The sequence below is a fragment of the Saccharothrix sp. S26 genome (genome assembly GCF_021390395.1).
Taxonomy (GTDB): Bacteria; Actinomycetota; Actinomycetes; order Mycobacteriales; family Pseudonocardiaceae; genus Actinosynnema.
The window spans coordinates 55,038-72,725 of record NZ_JAJUWT010000018.1 but is presented as its reverse complement, the minus strand read 5'-3'; the positions used below and the strand labels follow the sequence as shown (position 1 = coordinate 72,725).

The following is a 17,688-nucleotide window of genomic DNA, read 5'->3' as shown; positions in this document are numbered from 1 at the left end:
CCACGCCCCGACGGCCTTCGACGCGCATCCGCCAAGACGAGGGGACACCATGACCACCACCGATCCCATGCCGCCCATCCTCGGCGAACTGGCACGCACGGAGATCAGGGTCCGGCTCGTCGGGAACAACGAGCTCGAGGTCAGCGCACCCCGGGGTGCGCTGACCGCTCACCTGCGCGACCGCATCGTGGCCGACAAACCCGCGATCGTCCGCTGGCTGTCCGGGGCCGCGCGCACCGCCCACGCCCTGCCGCAGGTGGTGCCGGACCCGGCGGCGGCCGACGAGCCGTTCCCGCTGTCCGACCTGCAGACCTCGTTCCTGGTGGGCTCCGCCGAAGGGCTGGAGTACCACGTCCGGCCGCACCAGTACATGGAGTTCGACCTGGTCGACCTGGACGTGGCGCGGTTCGTCGACGCGGTGAACCGCAACCTGCTCCGCCAGCGGGACAACCTGGTCGTGGTCACCGAGGACATGGGCCTTCGTCGCGTGGCCGACTTCGTGCCGCTGGAGCCGGCGGTCCACGACTTCCGCGGCCTGCCCGCCGAGCAGGCACGGCGTGAGCTGCTGCGGATCCGCGAAGGGGTGCGCCGCCGGCAACTGCCGCTGGACCGGTGGCCCTGGCTGGACGTCCAGATCAGCCTGCACGGCGAGCGGGACGCCCGCATCCACTACAACAACAACAACTTCTTCAGCGACGGCATGGGCACCAGCCGCTTCCTCGACGCGGTGTTCGGGCTCTACCGGGATCCCGGACTCGTGCTGCCCGAGCTGGAGATCAGCTTCCGCGACTGCGTCGTCACGCTGTCGGAGATCGAGCGGTCGCCCCTCGGGCAGGAGTCGGAGGAGTACTGGCGGGACCGCATCCCGGAGTGGCCCGACGCGCCGTCGATCCCGCTGGCCACCGGCACGCAGGCACAGGGCCGGTCGGAGCTCAACCGCCGCGAGCTCGTGTTGTCCGCCGAGCAGTGGACCGCGCTCAAGCGGCGCGCCCGCGCCCACGGCCTGACCGACAGCAACGTGATGTACGCGGCCTACGCCGAGGTCGTCGCCACGTGGAGCGGGACGAGGCACTTCCTGCTGAACAACATGGTCACCCACCGCCTGCCGCTGCACCCGCAGATCGGCGAGGTCATGGGCAACTTCGCCTCCCTGTACCCGCTGGAGGTCGACTGGCGGGGTGACGAGCCCTTCGAGGTCAAGGCACGCCGGCTGCGCGCCCAGGTGCTCCAGGACATGCAGCACACGCACTGGAGCGGGGTGAAGGTCCTCCAGGCGCTCAACCAGCACCGCCGCACACCGGGCCGGGCCGCGTGCCCGTTCGTCATCAGCAGCGGCCTGTTCATGGGCAAGTTCGACCGGCCGACCTACTCGACCCTGGAAACACCGCAGGTGCTGTTGGACTGCCAGTTCTGGGAGCAGGACGACGGCACGATGTGGATCGCCTGGGACGTCATCGAGTCGATGTTCCCCGACGGGGTGGTCGACGCCATGCTCGACGCGTTCCACCGGCTCGTCGTCGGACTGGCCGGCGACGACACGTGGTGGCGGCGCACCGGTTTCGACCTCGTCCCCGACCGGGACCTGGCCGCGCGCCGCGCGCTCAACGAGCTGCCGCACCACGTGTCCGACGGGCTGCTGCACGACGCGCTCGCGCAGCGTGCCGTCGACTCGGCCGACCGGGTCGCCGTGCGCACGCCGACGAACACCGTCACCTATCGCGAGCTGCACGAGCAGAGCGCGCACGTGGCCGCTTCGCTGCGCAACGCGGGCCTGATCCCCGGGCAGCTCGTGCCGGTGGTGCTGCCGAAGGGTTGTCGGCAATCGGCCGCCGTGCTGGGCGTCCTCTCGGCGGGCGGTGCGTACGTCCCCATCGACCCCGACTGGCCGGCCGACCGGATCGCGCACCTGCTGAAGGCGACCGAAGCCGAGCACGTCGTGACCGTCGACGCCTTGCACGACCGGATGGCCGGCATGGCGGACGTGACCGTCCACGTGGTCGGGACGCAGGTCGCCGAGCTGCCCGTCGAGCCGGCTGCCCGGCGCGACCCGCTGGACCTCGCCTACGTCATCTACACCTCCGGTTCCACCGGCACGCCCAAGGGCGCGGCCCTGGACCACCGGGGACCGCTGAACACCGTCGTCGACATCAACGACCGCTTCGGCATCGGCGCGGCGGACGTCGTGTTCGGCATCTCCTCGCTGTGCTTCGACCTGTCCGTCTACGACGTGTTCGGCACCGTCGCGGCGGGCGCGACGCTCGTGCTGCCCGACCCGTCCGAGCTGCACGACCCCCGCGCCTGGGTGTCCGCCATCCGGTCGGCCGGCGTCACGGTCTGGAACTCGGTCCCGGCGCTCATGCAGCTCGCCGTCGAGGAGGCCGAGGCCACGGGCCTGACCATGCCGTCGTTGCGGGTGGTCCTGCTCAGCGGCGACTGGATCCCCGTCGACCTGCCCGACCGCATCCGCCGGGTCGCGCCGAACGCGCGCGTCATCAGCCTGGGCGGCGCCACGGAGGCGTCGATCTGGTCGATTTACCACCCCGTCGACGAGGTCGACCCGACCTGGGCCAGCATCCCCTACGGCAAGCCCCTGGGCGGGCAGACCTGGCACGTGCTGGACGAGACCGGTGCCGACGCGCCGACCTGGGTTCCCGGTCACCTGCACATCGGCGGCGTCGGGGTGGCCGTCGGCTACTTCAACGACCGGGAACGCACCGACGCGGCGTTCATCACGCACCCGCGGACCGGCGAGCGGCTCTACCGGACCGGCGACCTCGGCCGCTACCTGCCCGACGGCACGATCGAGTTCCTCGGCCGCGCCGACTTCCAGGTCAAGATCCAGGGCTTCCGGGTGGAGCTGGGCGAGATCGAGCACGTACTCGCGCAGCACCCGGCCGTGTCCAGGGCTCTGGTCACGGTCCGGGAGACCGTCGCGGGCCGCCAGCTCGTCGGCTTCGCCGCCGCGACCGGGGTCGACGGCCAGGAGCTGCGGGAGTTCCTCGCCGAGCGGCTGCCCCGGTACATGGTGCCCGCCAACGTGACCGTCCTCGACCGCCTGCCCCTGACCTCCAACGGCAAGGTGGACCGACGCGCCCTCGACGCGCTCGCGCCCGTCGACGGCGAGCCCGCACGGGAGTACGTCGCACCGCGCACCGAGCTCGAAGCCGAGGTGGCCGCCATCTGGGCGTCGGTGCTGGAGCTGCCGCGGGTCGGCGTGTTCGACGACTTCTTCGAGCTGGGCGGCCAGTCGTTCGCCGGCCTCCGGGTGATCAGCCAGATCTCGCGGCAGCTGGGCGAGCGGCTGTCGTTGGGCGCGTTGCTGTCCGGGCGCACGGTCGCCGCGCTGTGCGCGCAGCTGAGCCAGGCGCAGTCCTGGTCGACGCTGGTCCCGCTGCGGGAGAACCCCGGCGCGCCCAAGGTCTTCCTGGTCCACCCCGCGGGCGGCAGCGTGCTGGCCTACCGGGCGCTGGCCGAGCTGGTCGACGCCGACTGGTACGCCTTACAGGCACCCGGGCCGGACTCCGGCCAGGAGGTGCCCGCGGACGTGGAGGACTTCGCCGTCCGTTACGCGGAGGAGATCCGCCGCGTGCAGCCGCACGGGCCGTACCTGCTCGGCGGCTGGTCGTCCGGCGCGGTCATCGCCGCGCACGTCGCGCACAAGCTGGAGCTGGACGGGGAGCGCGTGAGGCGGCTGTTCGTGTTCGACTCACCCGTTCCGGTGCCGGCCCCCGAGGTCGACCAGGTGTCGATGCTGCTGTGGTTCCTCGAAGACCTCGACCTGGGCTTCCGCGCCGACGACGCGACCGCGGCCGAACGCGCCGCCCTGCTCGCCGTGCCCGACCACGATCGCCTCCGTGCGGGCCTGGAGGTGCTCGAACGGCGCACCGGCCGCGCGGCCGCGGTGGACGAGGCCCACCTGCGCCACACCTACGCGGTGTTCACCGGGGTCGTGCACGCCTGCCGCCGCCACAAGCCCGCCGTCATCGGCGCCGACGTGCTGGTCGTCCGCGCCGCCGACGGCGTGGTCGGCGAGTTCGCCGGGCACCCGCACGCCGCCGACGCCGACTGGGGGTGGCGCACCCTCACCACGGGCACCGCGACCGGGGTCGCCCTGCCGGGCACCCACTACACGCTGCTCACCGACCGGCACGTCACCCCCGTCGCGGACGCGGTGCGCGACCACCTCGACCAAGTGCTGGAGGCACGATCGTGAGTCGCGACTTCCCCCTGTTCGTCGACGTGCTGCGCGACCACGCCGTCGAGCGCGCCGACGACATCGCCCTGATCGTGCTCGCCGACGGCGAGACCGAGCACACCCGGCTCACCTACGCCGAGCTCGACGCCCGCGTCCGCGAGCTCGCCGCCCGCATGCAGCACTCCGGCCTGACCGGCGAGCGGGTGATCATCCTGCTGCCCACCAGCGTCGAGTACGTCGTCAGCGTCCTGGCCTGCCTCTACGCGGGCGCCGTGCCCGTGCCGCTCAACCCGCCCACCAAGAGCACCCACCGGGAACGGGTCGACCACGTGGTGGAGGACTGCCGACCCGCGCTGGCGATCGTCTCCGCCACCGACGGGCCGATGGCGCACCTGCCCGAGGAGTACGGCTGCGGCCTCTGGTCCGTCGCCGACCTCGCCGACCTCGCCGCCCACGACTGGAGCCCACCGGCGACCGGCCCGGACGACGTGGCCTACCTCCAGTACACCTCCGGGTCCACCAGCCGGCCCCGCGGCGTGGTGGTCACCCACGACAACATCGTCTACCAGCCGGCGCTGTTCAGCACCGGCCTCGGCATGGACTCGCGGGAAGTCGTCGTCACGTGGCTGCCGCTCTTCCACGACTTCGGCCTGATCGCCGGGCTGTTCATGCCGCTGCTGCTCGGCGCCACCACCGTGATGATCCCGCCCCCGGTGTTCGTGCAGCGTCCGCTGCGCTGGCTCGCCGCCGTCAGCAAGTACCGGGCGACGGTGTCGTTCAGCCCGAACTTCCCCCTGGACCTGTGCTGCGAGCGCATCACCGAGGAGGAGAAGTCGACGCTGGACCTGAGCACCTGGCGGGTGCTCGCGCTGGGCGCCGAGCCGATCCGCGCCGACACCGTCGACCGGTTCGCCGCCGAGTTCGCCTCCTGCGGGTTCCGCCCCGACTCGTTCCGCACGGCCTACGGCATGGCCGAGTCGACGTTGGCGGTCGCCACGCACCCGCCCCGCAACGGGGTGAGGGTCGTCGAGGTCGACGTCGAGGGCTTCGCGCGCGGACGGGTCGACGTCGTGCCCGCCGGCACGCCGGGACCACGTCGCCAGCGCCTGCTCAGCAACGGCCCGTCCCTCGGCGACACCCGGCTGGTCGTGGTCGACCCCGAGACCCGCGAGCCCTTGCCGGAGGGCCGCGAGGGCGAGATCTGGCTGAGCGGTCGCACGGTCGCGGCCGGCTACTGGAACCGCCCGGACGACACCGCGGAGACCTTCGGTGCCCGCCTGGCCGACGGCACCGGCCCGTACCTGCGCAGCGGCGACCTCGGCACGGTGCTCGACCGCGAGGTCTACATCACCAGCCGCCGCAAGGACCTGATCATCATCCGCGGGCGCAACCACCACCCGCAGGACATCGAGCTGACGATGACCGACGCCCATCCCGCGCTCAACCGCGGGCTCGGCGTGGCCTTCTCCGTCGACGTCGACGGCGAGGAGCGGTTGGTCGTGGTGCAGGAGGTCAAGCGCACCGAACGCGGCAAGCACGACCTGGCCGAGGTCGCGCGCAAGGTGCGCGGCGCGGTCGCGGAGGAGCACGACGTCGCCATCGACACCGTGGTGTTCATCCGGCCCGCGTCACTGCCCGTGACCACCAGCGGCAAGGTCCGCAGGCAGTTCACCAAGCAGGCGTACCTGCGCGGGGAGCTCAAGGTCGAGCACGTCTCCGGCCCCCCGACCACCGAGGCACCCACCGAGGTCGCCGAGGACCGCGACACGGCGTCCGTCGTCGAGTGGCTGCGTGCCCGCGTCGCGGCCAGGACCGGCCTCGCGCCCTCCGACGTCCCGGTGGACGCGACCTTCGGCGGCCTGGGCCTGGACTCCGCGCAAGCCCTCGGCCTCAGCGGTGACCTGGCCGCGTGGCTCGGCCGTCCCGTCGACCCCGCGACGCTCTACGGCAACCCGACGATCCTCCGCCTGGCCGTCGCCCTCACCACGGGCGCCGGGGAGACGACCGCCGCCGAACCCGTCGCGCCGACCGAGCCGATCGCCGTGGTCGGCATGGCCTGCGCCTTCCCCGGCGCGGACTCGGTCGGGGACTACTGGTCGTTGCTGGTCGAGGGGCGTGACGCGGTGACCGAGGTGCCGGCCGACCGCTGGTCGACCGACTCGTGGTACCGCGAGGGCGCGCCGACGCCGGGGCACAGCACCACCAAGTGGGGCGGCTTCCTGTCCGACGTCGCCGGGTTCGACGCGCGGTTCTTCGGCGTCTCCGCCGAGGAGGCGGCGGCGATGGACCCCCAGCAGCGACTCCTGCTCGCCACCACTTGGCGGGCGCTCGAGGACGCCGGTGTCCCGGCCGAGGCGCTCGCGGGCGCCGACGTCGGCGTCTTCGTCGGCATCAGCACCACCGACTACGGCCGGCTCATGGTCCGCGACCACGTGGAACCGGGGGCGTACACGGGCACCGGGACGTCGTTGAGCGTCGCGGCCGGTCGCCTCTCCTACTTCCTCGACCTCACCGGGCCCAGCACCTCGATCGACACCGCCTGCTCCTCCTCGCTGGTGGCCGTGCACAATGCGTGCGAGAGCCTGCGCCGGGGCGAGTGCGACACCGCGATCGTCGGCGGCGTCAACGTGCTGCTCGACCCGGACCTCGTGGTGGCGTTCTCCCAGGCCGGGATGATGTCCCCGACCGGCAGCTGCAAGACCTTCGACGCAGCGGCCGACGGGTACGTGCGCGGCGAGGGCTGCGGCGTGGTCGTGCTCAAGCGCCGTGCCGACGCCGAACGCGACCAGGACAGGATCCGGGCGCTGGTGGTGGGCTCGGCGGTCAACCAGGACGGCCGCAGCAACACCCTCACCGCGCCCAACGCCCTGGCGCAGCAGGCGGTCATGCGGCGTGCGCTGGCCGGCTCCGGCCTGGCACCGGGCGACGTCGGCTACGTTGAGGCCCACGGCACGGGCACGAGCCTCGGCGACCCCGTCGAGCTGGCCGGCATCGCCGCCGTCTACGGCGCACCCGGGGCGAAGAACCCGCTGTGGGTGGGTTCGGCCAAGACGAACCTGGGCCACCTGGAAGCCGCCGCCGGTGTCGCGGGCCTGCTCAAGGCGATCCTGGCGGTGGAGCACGGCCTCGTGCCGCCCCACCTGCACTTCGACCGGCTCAACCCGCACGTCGCGCTGGACGGCACCCGGTGCCGCATCCCGACCGAACCGCGGCCGTGGTCGGACGAGGACGGGCCCCGCGTGGCCGCCGTCAGCTCGTTCGGCTTCAGCGGCACCAACGCGCACGTGATCGTCCGGCAGGCACCACAACCTCCCCGCTCGACCGATGGCGACTCCGGCGCCTGGCGGATGTTGCCGCTGTACGCGAAGAGCGACCGCGCGCTCGCCGAGCTGACCGACGCCGTGGTCGACGTGCTCGAGCGCGACGCCGACTTCGCCGCGCTGTGCCGCGTCGCCCAGCGGCGCACCCGCTTCCCGCACCGCGCCACCGTCGTCGCGCGCACGGCGCAGGAGGCGTCCGGGGCACTGCGCGAGCACCGCGCCGGGACGCCGTCCGCGTTCGTCCTGACCGGCACGGTGCCCGACACCGGACCGGGACCGCTGGCGTGGTCGTTCCCCGGCCAGGGGTTCGCGCGCACCGGCATGGCCAGGCCGCTGTACCGCCACGACGCCTTCCGCGACGCCCTCGGCCGGGTCGACGCGATCGTGCGGGGCGACCTGGGCGTCTCCCTCCTGCCCACCCTCGCGGGCGAAGAGGGCGACCTGGTCGACCTCACCCAGACCCGCTACGGCCAACCCGCCATGTTCGCCACCCAGTACGCCGTCGCGCGGCTGTGGCAGGAGTTCGGCGTCGAACCCGACTACCTCATCGGCCACAGCCTCGGCGAGCTCACCGCCGCGGCGATCTCCGGCGTGCTCACGCTGGAAGACGCCACGGGTCTGGTGTTGTCGCGCGCCCGCCTCATGCACCAGACCCCGCCCGGTGCCATGTACGCCGTGCGGACGCAGCACATCGGGGAGCTGCTGCGCGAGCTCGAGGACGGTGAGGTCACCGTCGCGGCGTTCAACAGCCCGGAGGACGTCACCATCTCCGGCCCGGAGGACGCCGCCGAACGGGTCGCGACCCGCTGGGTGCACCGCGGTGCGAAGGTGACCAGGCTGAACGTCAACCGCGCGTTCCACTCGCCGCTCATGGAGCCCGTGGTCGACGCCTTCGCCGACCAGGCGCGGCACGTCCGGCACCACGAGGCCCGCGTGCCGATCGTCTCGACCCTCACCGGAGAGCTGCTCGGTGCCGCGGAACTGACCGGTGCCCATTGGGTGGACCAACTGCGCCGTCCGGTCCGCTTCGCCGAGGGCTTGAGGACGCTCGACCGGCTCGGCGTCCGGCACTTCGCCGAGATGAGCCCCGAACCCGTGCTGTCCCCGCTCGGGCCGCGCACCGTGCCCGGCGCGACCTGGCTGACCAGCGGCCACCGGCAGGACGAGGACGACCGGCGGCTGGTGTTGTCGCTGGCCGCGTGGCACAGCGCCGGCGGCGCCCTCGCGTCCCGGCCCACCGGCGGTCCCGTGGACCCGGCGGTGCTGCCGGGCCACCCCCTGCGGGCGGACCGCCACTGGTACACCCCCGGCGTGACCGCGGAGCGCCACGCGCCCGGTCACCCCTTGCTCGGGCACCGCGTCGACCTCGCCGGCGCGCCAGGCGAGTGGTTCTCGGCCGAGATCGGCGCGACCCGGCCGTGGTTCGTCGACCAACACCGGATCGGGGGAGCCGCCCTGCTGCCGGGCGCGGCGATGGTCGAGTGGGTGACCGCCGCCGCGAAGGCCGTGCTCGGTGGCGACACGTGGACGATCGACGACGTCCGGTTCACCCGCGCGCTGGTCCTCGAACCCGGTCGGCCGGCCGCCGTGCAGGCCGTCGTCGACCCGGTCGGGGGAGCGGTCGACTGCTACGCCCGCGGCGACGGCGACCCGCGGTGGACGCCCAGGGCACGCGCCGGCGCGGTGCGCCGCGGTGCGGTCGCGCCCGAGCCGGGACGCCCGGCGGAGGAGCTGGCGTGGGAGCTGGTGCGGCAGGACCCGGACGCGCTGTACTCGCGCTTCGCCGCCGCGGGCATGGCCTACGGGCCCGCGTTCCGCGGGGTGCGGCAGCTGTGGCTCGGGCACGAGGAGGCCGTGGGGCGGATCAGCGTGGACACCGGGCGTCCGGAAGACGGGTTCTACACGCTGCACCCGGTGGTGCTCGACGCCTGCCTGCACGTCGCCGCGGCTTTCATCCCCGACCTGCCGACGCCTCTGGTGCCCGTCGCGGTCGAGCAGGTGGTGGTGCACGGCGTGCTGCCCGGCGACGTGTGGTCGCACGCCAAGTCCCGCGGGGTCGGGGACTCGGGCGAGCACGTGGTGGACGTGCGGTTGACCTCCACCACCGGCGCTGTCGTCGCCGAACTGCGCGGGCTCGTCCTGCGCCCCTTCGGTGCGGCGACCCGCGCGCCGTTGCGCCAGTACACAGTGGACTGGGTACCGGCGGGCACGGCGCACCCGGTGCGCGTCGGTGGCGACTGGCTGATCATCGGGCCGGACGACGTCACCGCGCGGGACTGGGCGCAGCGCCTGCGGGCCGGGGGAATCGCCGCGTCCGAGTACGCGGGACGTGACGTGCCCGGTGACGTCACCGGGCTGGTGGTCATCGGGGCGACACCGACGAGTGACGACCTGGCGGCGTTCGAAGAATCCGCGCGGCACGCCGTCCTGCCCCTCCGGGAGGTGCTGCCGGGACTGGCTGCCCGGCGGCCGACGGTCGTCCTGTGCACCGAGCACGCGGCCGGCACGCCCGGTGACGAGCCGCGCGTCGCACCTGCGGCGCTCGCCGGCCTCGCCGCCGCCTTGACCGCCGAGTACCCCGACCTGCCGGTGGTCCACCTCGACCACGACGGGGCCGCGGAGCCCGCCGACGTGCTGACCCGGGCCGTCGGGCTGGGTGGGTCGGGCAGGCTCGCGCTGCGCGACGGCGAGTGGCGCCAAGCCCGGTTGCGCGCCGCCGAGCCGGACGCCGTCGACCTCGCCCTCCGCGCCGACGGCACCTTCGTGATCACCGGCGGCTGGGGCGCGCTCGGTCGCGTCACCGCCCGGCACCTGGTCGAGCACGGCGCGCGGCACCTCGCGCTGGTGGGCAGGAACCGGCCCGAGCCGGACCCCGACTGGGTCGTCGAACTCCGTCAGCGGGCGGAGGTCGTGCTGCTGACCGCGGACGTGGCCGACGAGGGCGACCTGCACGACGCCCTGGGTTGGATCGCCGAGAACATGCCGCCGCTGTGCGGTGTCGTCCACGCCGCCGGCACCACCGACGACGGGGCGTTCGCCGACCTCGACTGGTCCCGGTTCGAGCACGTCCTGGCCGCCAAGGCGCGCGGCGCGTGGAACCTGCACCGCCTCACCCGGGGCAGGCAGCTCGACCTGTTCGTGGTGTTCTCGTCCTTCGCCTCGCTCATCGGGTCCGCCGGACAGGCGAACTACGTGGTGGCCAACGCCTTCCTCGACGCGCTGGCGGACGTGCGGCGAGCGCGGGGGATGCCCGGCGCCGGCGTCAACTGGGGGCCGTGGTCGGACGGTGGCCTGGCGGCCGGCGAGGAACCGGCGAAGCGGCTGGCCCGTGGTGGTCTGCCGGGCATCAGCGACGACGAAGGAGCGTCCGTGCTGTCAGCCGTGCTCGCCGGCGGGCGCACCCGGCTCGGCCTGGCCAAGGTCGACTGGGACCGCTACCTCGCCGTCAACGGTGGCTCGGCCGCCCACACGCTGCTCTCGGACCTCACCCGGACCACCGGGCAGGCGGCGCCGACCGCACCGGACGTGAGCGAGCTGGTCCTCACGGACCCGGAGGGCGCGGAAGCGCAGGTCACCGAACTCCTGCTCCGCGAGACCTCGGTGCTGCTGGGACTGAGCGCCGTCGACCGGGAGGAATTGCGGTCGAGGTTCGCCGACACCAAGCTCACCAACCTCGGCCTGGACTCCCTCATGGGCGTGCGCTTGCGGGACCGGTTGCTCACCGGACTGTCGGTCGCGCTGCCCGGCGAGGCGCTCTTCGACGGCAGCACCGTCCGGGACGTAGTGAAGGACCTGTGCAAGCAGATCGCGGTGAAGGCGGTCGTCCGGGAGGGTCAGGTGCCCGAGTCCGACGACCTGGAGGTCGTCCGGCTGTGACCGATCACCGGTGGCCGGTGTCCACGAGCGAGTCGGCCGAGGTCGGCCGGGGCTCGGCCTCGTGGGCATCGGCCTCCGGTCGGTCCGGCCCGAACATGATCACCAGCACGCCGACCAGGCAGATCCCGACACCGATGAGGTCCCAGCGATCCGGGCGGAACTTGTCCACCACGACGCCCCAGACCAGCGCTCCGATGATGAACACACCACCGTAGGCGGCCAGGACGCGGCCGAAGTTCGAGTCCGGTTGCAGCGCGGCCACGAAACCGTAGAACCCGAGGACCACCACACCGCCCGCCAACCACAGCAGGCCGCGGTGCTCCCGCAGGCCCTGCCAGATCAGCCACGTCCCACCGATCTCGGCGAGCGCGGCCAGCGCGAACAGGACCACGGTCTTGATGGGCATGGCGCCATGATAGGTGACGCTGAAGTGATGAATGGACACGCCCAGTATTCGGGATGTGAAACGTGACCTGGGCCATGCTCCGATCAGGTGTCGAAGTTCACTCGTTCGTCCCAGTTCTCTGTGGGTAATGCGACCCGGGCAGGGCGAATTAGCGCCGTGCCGCAGATGATCTCATTCCAGTGGACTGCATATCCGCCGGTTTTGATGGTGCCGGGACCGTTCCCGGTGAAATCGTTCGGACAATGGGACGACCGGCTCCGGCGCTTTCGTGCGATCGTCCCGAGCGACGAGGTGGAGTAGGATCAGGGGCATGGAATCTGGGCAAATGACGGTTGCGGGCTTGTCCCGGCGCACCGGGGTTCCGAGTGACAGCATTCGGTATTACGAACGCGTCGGCCTGCTGCCGGAACCGCCGCGCACCGAAGCCGGTTACCGGCGCTACGGCGAGGACGCCGTCGACCGGCTCCAGTTCATCCAGGGGGCGCAACGGCTGGGACTCCGGCTGCGCGAGATCAACGACCTGCTGTCGATCCGCGACACCGGGACGTGCCCCTGTGGCGATGCCGCGGTCCTGCTGCGGGACCGCATGGAAGAGATCGACAACGAGATGAAGCGCTTGCAGGCGCTGAAGAACGAGCTCTCGGCGATGGTCGGCCAACTGCCGAGCACGAACTGCCCGAACCCCGAGCCGGGCGTGTGGCGGCCACCGGTCCAGATCGCCGGTTGACCCGGACGTCAGGGGCGCCGCGACCGGGTTCGGTCGCGGCGCCCCTGACGCGGTCAGCCCGCGGCGCCGGTGCGTGCCGCGGCCCGGGTCCGCGACTTGCGGGTGAAGTACGAGATCGGGATCACCGCCAGCGTCACGCCCAAGCCGACGACGATCACTTCGACGCCCCACTGGAGACCGCCGAACACCAGCAGCAGGGTGTTGAAGGGGAACAACACCACCGCCACCCCGACGAACGCCTTGCCCAGCCGGAAGCCCTCGTCGTCGTCCCGCCGGAAGCGGCGCAGCGTCAGGTACGCGATCGGCAGCAGGACGAACACCACCAGGTAGCCGAAGGTCGCCGCGGCCACCACGCTCACGACCCGGGTGCCGAACACCACCAGCATGATGATGATCACGACCGCGTCGAACGCGATGGAGCCCACCGGGGCGCCCCGCTTGTTCGTGCGGCCGAACACCTTCGGCAGGTGGCCGTCCTGCGCCATCTGGTGGATGGTCCGCGAGGAGCCGATGATGAAGATCTCGGCGCCGAGCACGAGGACCGCGGCCAGGCCGAGCCCGACGACGTACTCGCCGGCCGGGCCCAGGGTGATCCCGCCGATCTCGGCGAAGACCGTGAACGGGTCGCGCTGCAGGCCCTCGACGCCGACGACGCCGAACATCGAGATCGGCACGAGGGTGAAGGCGACGAGCGCGATGGCCGCCGAGATCGACATGACCCTCTTCATGTACCGCTCGGGCCGCTTGATCTCCGCGCACACCGTCGACGCCATCTCCGCCGCGTAGGCGGCCCAGGTCGCGATGAACACCCACTTCAGCACGATGCCGGCCACGCCCCACCCGCCGGTCGGCGCGTCCTCGGGGAGCTGGGTCGGCAGGATCCGGGCCACGTCGAAGGAATCGGGGTGGAACACCGGCGTCAGCACCACAATGGACACCACGCCGAGCGCGACCACGGCCAGTGCCGCGTTGACCATCGTGGACAGGCGCAGCCCGAGCGCGGTGATGAAGTACAGGGCGATGCCGATGAGGACCGCCAGCAGGATCACGTTGCCGCTCGGCCAGAACAACGACTTGAGGTAGGTCGCGGCCAGGATCAGGTTGACCGCGATGCCGGGCGTCCAGGCGAACCAGTACGCCCAGGACGACAGCGCCCCCAGCGTCGGTGACCCCTTGGCGGTGGCCCGGTAGGCGAACTGGGCCGTGCCGCCCGCGCGCCCGGTGAACCTCGACGCCAGCTCGGCGATCAACAGGCACTGGAGGGCGCCGACGACCGCCGTGGCGATCCAGACCCAGATGGAGGCGTTGCCGATCTCGGCGGCCATCTCGGCCATGGACACGGCGATCATGAGCGAGGCGCCGACGGCCACCAGGATCGACGTCCACCAGGACGCGGTCACGGGGAGCATGCTCCGACCGGGGAACACCGCTTCTTCGACGCTGTCCGCAGCTCGTGGCCGTTCGATGGTCGAGCGGCCGGATAACGAACCTTCGTGTGCGCGGGACACGGGACCTCCTCGTGGGGCGGGCGCGATGAGCAGGCCGATCGACGGCCGACAGGACCCCGGATATCCGCGTTCGTGGGATGCCGCCACCTCCAGCACGTGAGGTGGTCGTCCACAGTGGCCGGAACCCGCGACTGGTCCCGGTCGAGTAGCGAACGTAGAACGAACGCCCGCTCGCCGCAATGTCGTGGCACGAAGGCTCGCATTTTCGGTCGCACCTGTGATGTTCCCGTGGCCGAAGTGCGCCGATCGCGACACACCGTTGCTCCACAAGGGTGACGTCGGCCGCGTCCCGCCCGCGAATGCCGGTGAGTGGCGGGGTTGACTTGAAGCCGGGTTCAACTACGAGACTACGACCAGCAAGTGATCCCGGATGACCACGAACCACTCAACCGGTCTCCCGCCGCGACCGGGAACCGACAATGCCTCAGGTGAACGATTCGGCGGCCCGCCGCGGAAGCGCTCATCGGACAACCACACAGGACCGATCCGTTCGCGACGTCGAACGGACGCGAACACGCGCGCCCATTTGCCGGGGGACTGCGCTTCGTCGACAGCTTGGAGGGCAGGCTGGTCATGGCAAACCTTCTGAAGAAGGCTTACGACGCGACGTGGGGGAAGTACGTCTTCGCCGGGATGTACGACAAGTTCCTGGCGAAGGTCGAGGGTTACGGCCTGTCGGAGAAGCGCGCGGAGTTCCTGAAGCCCGCGTACGGCCGGACCATCGAGCTGGGCACCGGCACGGGGCTGAACCTGCCGCACTACCCGGACACCGTCGATGAGCTGATCCTGACCGAGCCCTACCCGCACATGGTGGCGAAGCTGGAGGAGAAGACCCGCGACTACCCGAAGCGCGTCCAGCTGGTGGTGGCGGGCGCGGAGCGGTTGCCGTACCCGGACGGGTACTTCGACACGGTGGCGGCGGCGATGATCCTGTGCACGGTGCCGGATCCGCAGCCGGCGTTGCGGGAGATCGAGCGGGTGTTGAAGCCGGGCGGGCAGTACCTGTTCCTGGAGCACGTGCGGAACAAGGACCCGCGGGTGGCGCGCAAGCAGGACATCATCCAGAAGGGGTGGTACTGGTTCGGCAACGAGTGCCACTGCAACCGGCCGACGGTGCAGACGTTGCAGAACTCGTCGCTGGAGATCGCGGACCTCCAGGAGACGAAGATGCCGGGCGCGTGGGAGTTCATCGAGGCCATGGTCATCGGCCGCGCCGTCCGCCCGGCCACCACGACCACGAAGCCGCTGACCGTGTCCGCCGCGTCCAACGGCCACACGCACGCGGACTCGGGCTGCGACTGCTGAGTCGATCCGCACCGCGGCGGGCCGTCCCACGGGGCGGCCCGCCGCACCGCACCCCAGACCTTCGGCCGAGGACGCGTCGAGGCACCGTGTCGAAGATCCGCATCACCAGGCTCGCCGAGATCACCGGCTTCACCCCGGCCACGATCCGGTTCTACGAGAGCACGGGACTGCTCCCCGCCGCGTCCCGGACGTCCAGCGGCCATCGCGTCTACGGCGACAGCGACGTCGACCGGCTGCGGTTCATCGCCCGCGGCAAGCACATGGGCTTGGCCCTCGACGAGATCCGGGAGCTGATCCACAGCTGTGGGGACGACTCGGGCACCGCGGACCTCGACCAGGTGCCGGACACCCTCCGCAGGAGGATCGCCGAGGTCAACGAACGGGTCGCGGAGCTGTCCGCGTTCTCCGCGCAGCTCGTCACGAGCTTGTCGGCGGTGCTGTCCCAACGCCCGCGTGAGGTCGACCCGACGTGCCGGGAGCACTGGTCCCGGGCGCTGTCGCACCCCCACGCCCGGCGGCACGGCGACGGCCTGCTCACGTTCACGTTCCCGAGCAGCCCGGCGCTGGCCGCCGTCCTCGCCGGACTCGTGGCGCACGAGTCGAGCTGTCGTTGGCCCGCAACGATCCTGTTGCACTGCACGGGCCGGGTCACCGTGCTGGAGGTCGCCGTCGCGGACGCCACTCGCCGGCTCGTCTCGGAGCTGTGCGGAGAGCCCGAACCCGAGGACGTGGCAACGTCGGCGAACGACGGCGAGGCCGGCGCCTGATGGCCCGACCTCGCCGTCGCTCTCGTCGTCAGTAGCGGTAGTGCTCGGGCTTGTAGGGGCCCTCGACGTCGACGTCGATGTACTCGGCCTGGTCCTTGGTCAGCTTGGTGAGCTTGCCGCCCAGCGCCTCCAGGTGGATGCGGGCGACCTTCTCGTCCAGCTTCTTGGGCAGGCGGTAGACCTCCTTGTCGTACTCCTGGAACTTGGTGAACAGCTCGATCTGGGCGATCACCTGGTTGGAGAAGGAGTTCGACATCACGAAGCTGGGGTGGCCGGTGGCGTTGCCCAGGTTGAGCAGGCGGCCCTCCGACAGCACCAGGATGGAGTGGCCGTCGGGGAAGACCCACTCGTCGACCTGCGGCTTGATGTTGATCCGGCGGATGCCGGGGAAGCGGGCCAGGCCGGCCATGTCGATCTCGTTGTCGAAGTGGCCGATGTTGCCCACGATCGCCTGGTGCTTCATGGCCGCCATGTGCTCGATGCGCACGACGTCCTTGTTGCCGGTCGTGGTGATCACGATGTCGGCGCGGTCGATCACGTCCTCCAGGGTCTGCACCTCGTAGCCGTCCATCGCGGCCTGCAGGGCGCAGATCGGGTCGATCTCGGTCACGATGATCCGCGCGCCCTGGCCGCGCAGCGACTCCGCCGCGCCCTTGCCGACGTCACCGTAACCGCAGATCACGGCCACCTTGCCGCCCATGAGCACGTCGGTGCCCCGGTTGATGCCGTCGATCAGCGAGTGCCGGATGCCGTAGCGGTTGTCGAACTTCGACTTGGTCACCGCGTCGTTGACGTTGATCGCCGGGAACAGCAGCTCACCGGCGGCGGCCAGCTGGTAGAGCCGCATGACGCCGGTGGTGGTCTCCTCGGTCACGCCGCGGATGCCCTCGGCGATCTTGGTCCACTTCCCGCTGTCGGCCGCCAGCGAGCGGCGCAGCGTCTCCAGGATCAGCGCCCACTCCTCGGGGTCGTCGGCCTCGGGCTGCGGGACGACACCGGCCTTCTCGTACTGCACGCCCTTGTGGACCAGCAGCGTCGCGTCGCCGCCGTCGTCCAGGATCATGTTCGGGCCGCCGCCGTCGGGCCAGGTCAGCATCGACTCGGCGGTCCACCAGTACTCCTCCAGGGTCTCGCCCTTCCAGGCGAACACCGGCACGCCCTTGGGCTCGTCCTCGGTGCCGTGGGGGCCGACGACGACCGCGGCGGCGGCGTGGTCCTGGGTGGAGAAGATGTTGCACGACGCCCAGCGGACCTCGGCGCCCAGCGCGACCAGGGTCTCGATCAGGACGGCCGTCTGCACGGTCATGTGCAGTGAGCCGGAGATCCGCGCGCCCTTGAGCGGGTAGACCTCCGAGTACTCGCGGCGCAACGCCATCAGGCCGGGCATCTCGTGCTCGGCCAGCCGGATCTCTTTGCGGCCGAACTCGGCCAGGGAGAGGTCCGCCACGGCGAAGTCGATGCCGTTGCGCGTGGTGAACTTGTCGGATGCCACTTCGGTCACGCGGTTCCCCCTGGTCATGGCGGTGTGCGGAACGGTCCTCTGTGGAACGCCCGTGGCTCGTCCGGCCGCGGCCGGGGAGCGGA

The 17,688-nt window shown here is 71.7% G+C and carries 7 protein-coding genes and 1 pseudogene; 5 read left to right on the top strand and 3 right to left on the bottom strand.

Annotated elements, in window-relative coordinates; all coding sequences use genetic code 11:
* Nucleotides 1-49 precede the first annotated feature (49 nt).
* Nucleotides 50-4,213, top strand: a complete 4,164-nt coding sequence (locus LZG04_RS27260; protein ID WP_233821915.1) for a non-ribosomal peptide synthetase — start codon at nt 50-52, stop codon at nt 4,211-4,213.
* Nucleotides 4,210-11,391 carry a type I polyketide synthase gene (locus LZG04_RS27255; RefSeq protein ID WP_233821913.1) on the top strand — a complete coding sequence of 2,394 codons (7,182 nt, stop codon included), beginning with the start codon at nt 4,210-4,212 and terminating at the stop codon, nt 11,389-11,391. Before LZG04_RS27260 ends, LZG04_RS27255 begins: the two co-directional genes overlap by 4 nt.
* An 85-nt stretch (nt 11,392-11,476) precedes the next feature.
* Here the strand turns inward: LZG04_RS27255 and LZG04_RS27250 are convergent.
* A pseudogene (locus tag LZG04_RS27250) lies at nt 11,477-11,797 on the bottom strand (YnfA family protein); the annotation flags it as partial.
* Nucleotides 11,798-12,122: 325 nt separating this feature from the next.
* Between LZG04_RS27250 and LZG04_RS27245 the strand changes: the two are divergent.
* Nucleotides 12,123-12,524 (top strand): heavy metal-responsive transcriptional regulator, encoded by a 402-nt coding sequence (locus LZG04_RS27245; protein WP_233821911.1) that lies wholly within the window; start codon nt 12,123-12,125, stop codon nt 12,522-12,524.
* A 53-nt stretch (nt 12,525-12,577) separates the two neighbouring features.
* Here LZG04_RS27245 and LZG04_RS27240 read toward each other — a convergent pair whose 3' ends face one another.
* Nucleotides 12,578-13,924, bottom strand: a complete 1,347-nt coding sequence (locus LZG04_RS27240; protein WP_233821909.1) for an APC family permease — start codon at nt 13,922-13,924, stop codon at nt 12,578-12,580.
* Between the two features lie 681 nt (nt 13,925-14,605).
* Here LZG04_RS27240 and LZG04_RS27235 point away from each other — a divergent pair.
* Both LZG04_RS27235 and LZG04_RS27230 read left to right on the top strand, forming a co-directional pair.
* Complete coding sequence (locus LZG04_RS27235; protein ID WP_233821907.1) at nt 14,606-15,337, top strand: class I SAM-dependent methyltransferase; 732 nt, start codon at nt 14,606-14,608, stop codon at nt 15,335-15,337.
* A gap of 86 nt (nt 15,338-15,423) precedes the next feature.
* Nucleotides 15,424-16,104, top strand: coding sequence for a MerR family transcriptional regulator (locus tag LZG04_RS27230; RefSeq protein ID WP_233821905.1), 681 nt, complete (start codon nt 15,424-15,426; stop codon nt 16,102-16,104).
* 28 nt (nt 16,105-16,132) lie between these two features.
* On the opposite strand, the gene ahcY is transcribed toward LZG04_RS27230, so the two are convergent.
* A complete protein-coding gene (gene ahcY, locus LZG04_RS27225; RefSeq protein ID WP_374202894.1) occupies nt 16,133-17,605 on the bottom strand; it encodes an adenosylhomocysteinase in 1,473 nt (490 codons plus the stop codon).
* Between the last annotated feature and the right edge of the window lie 83 nt (nt 17,606-17,688).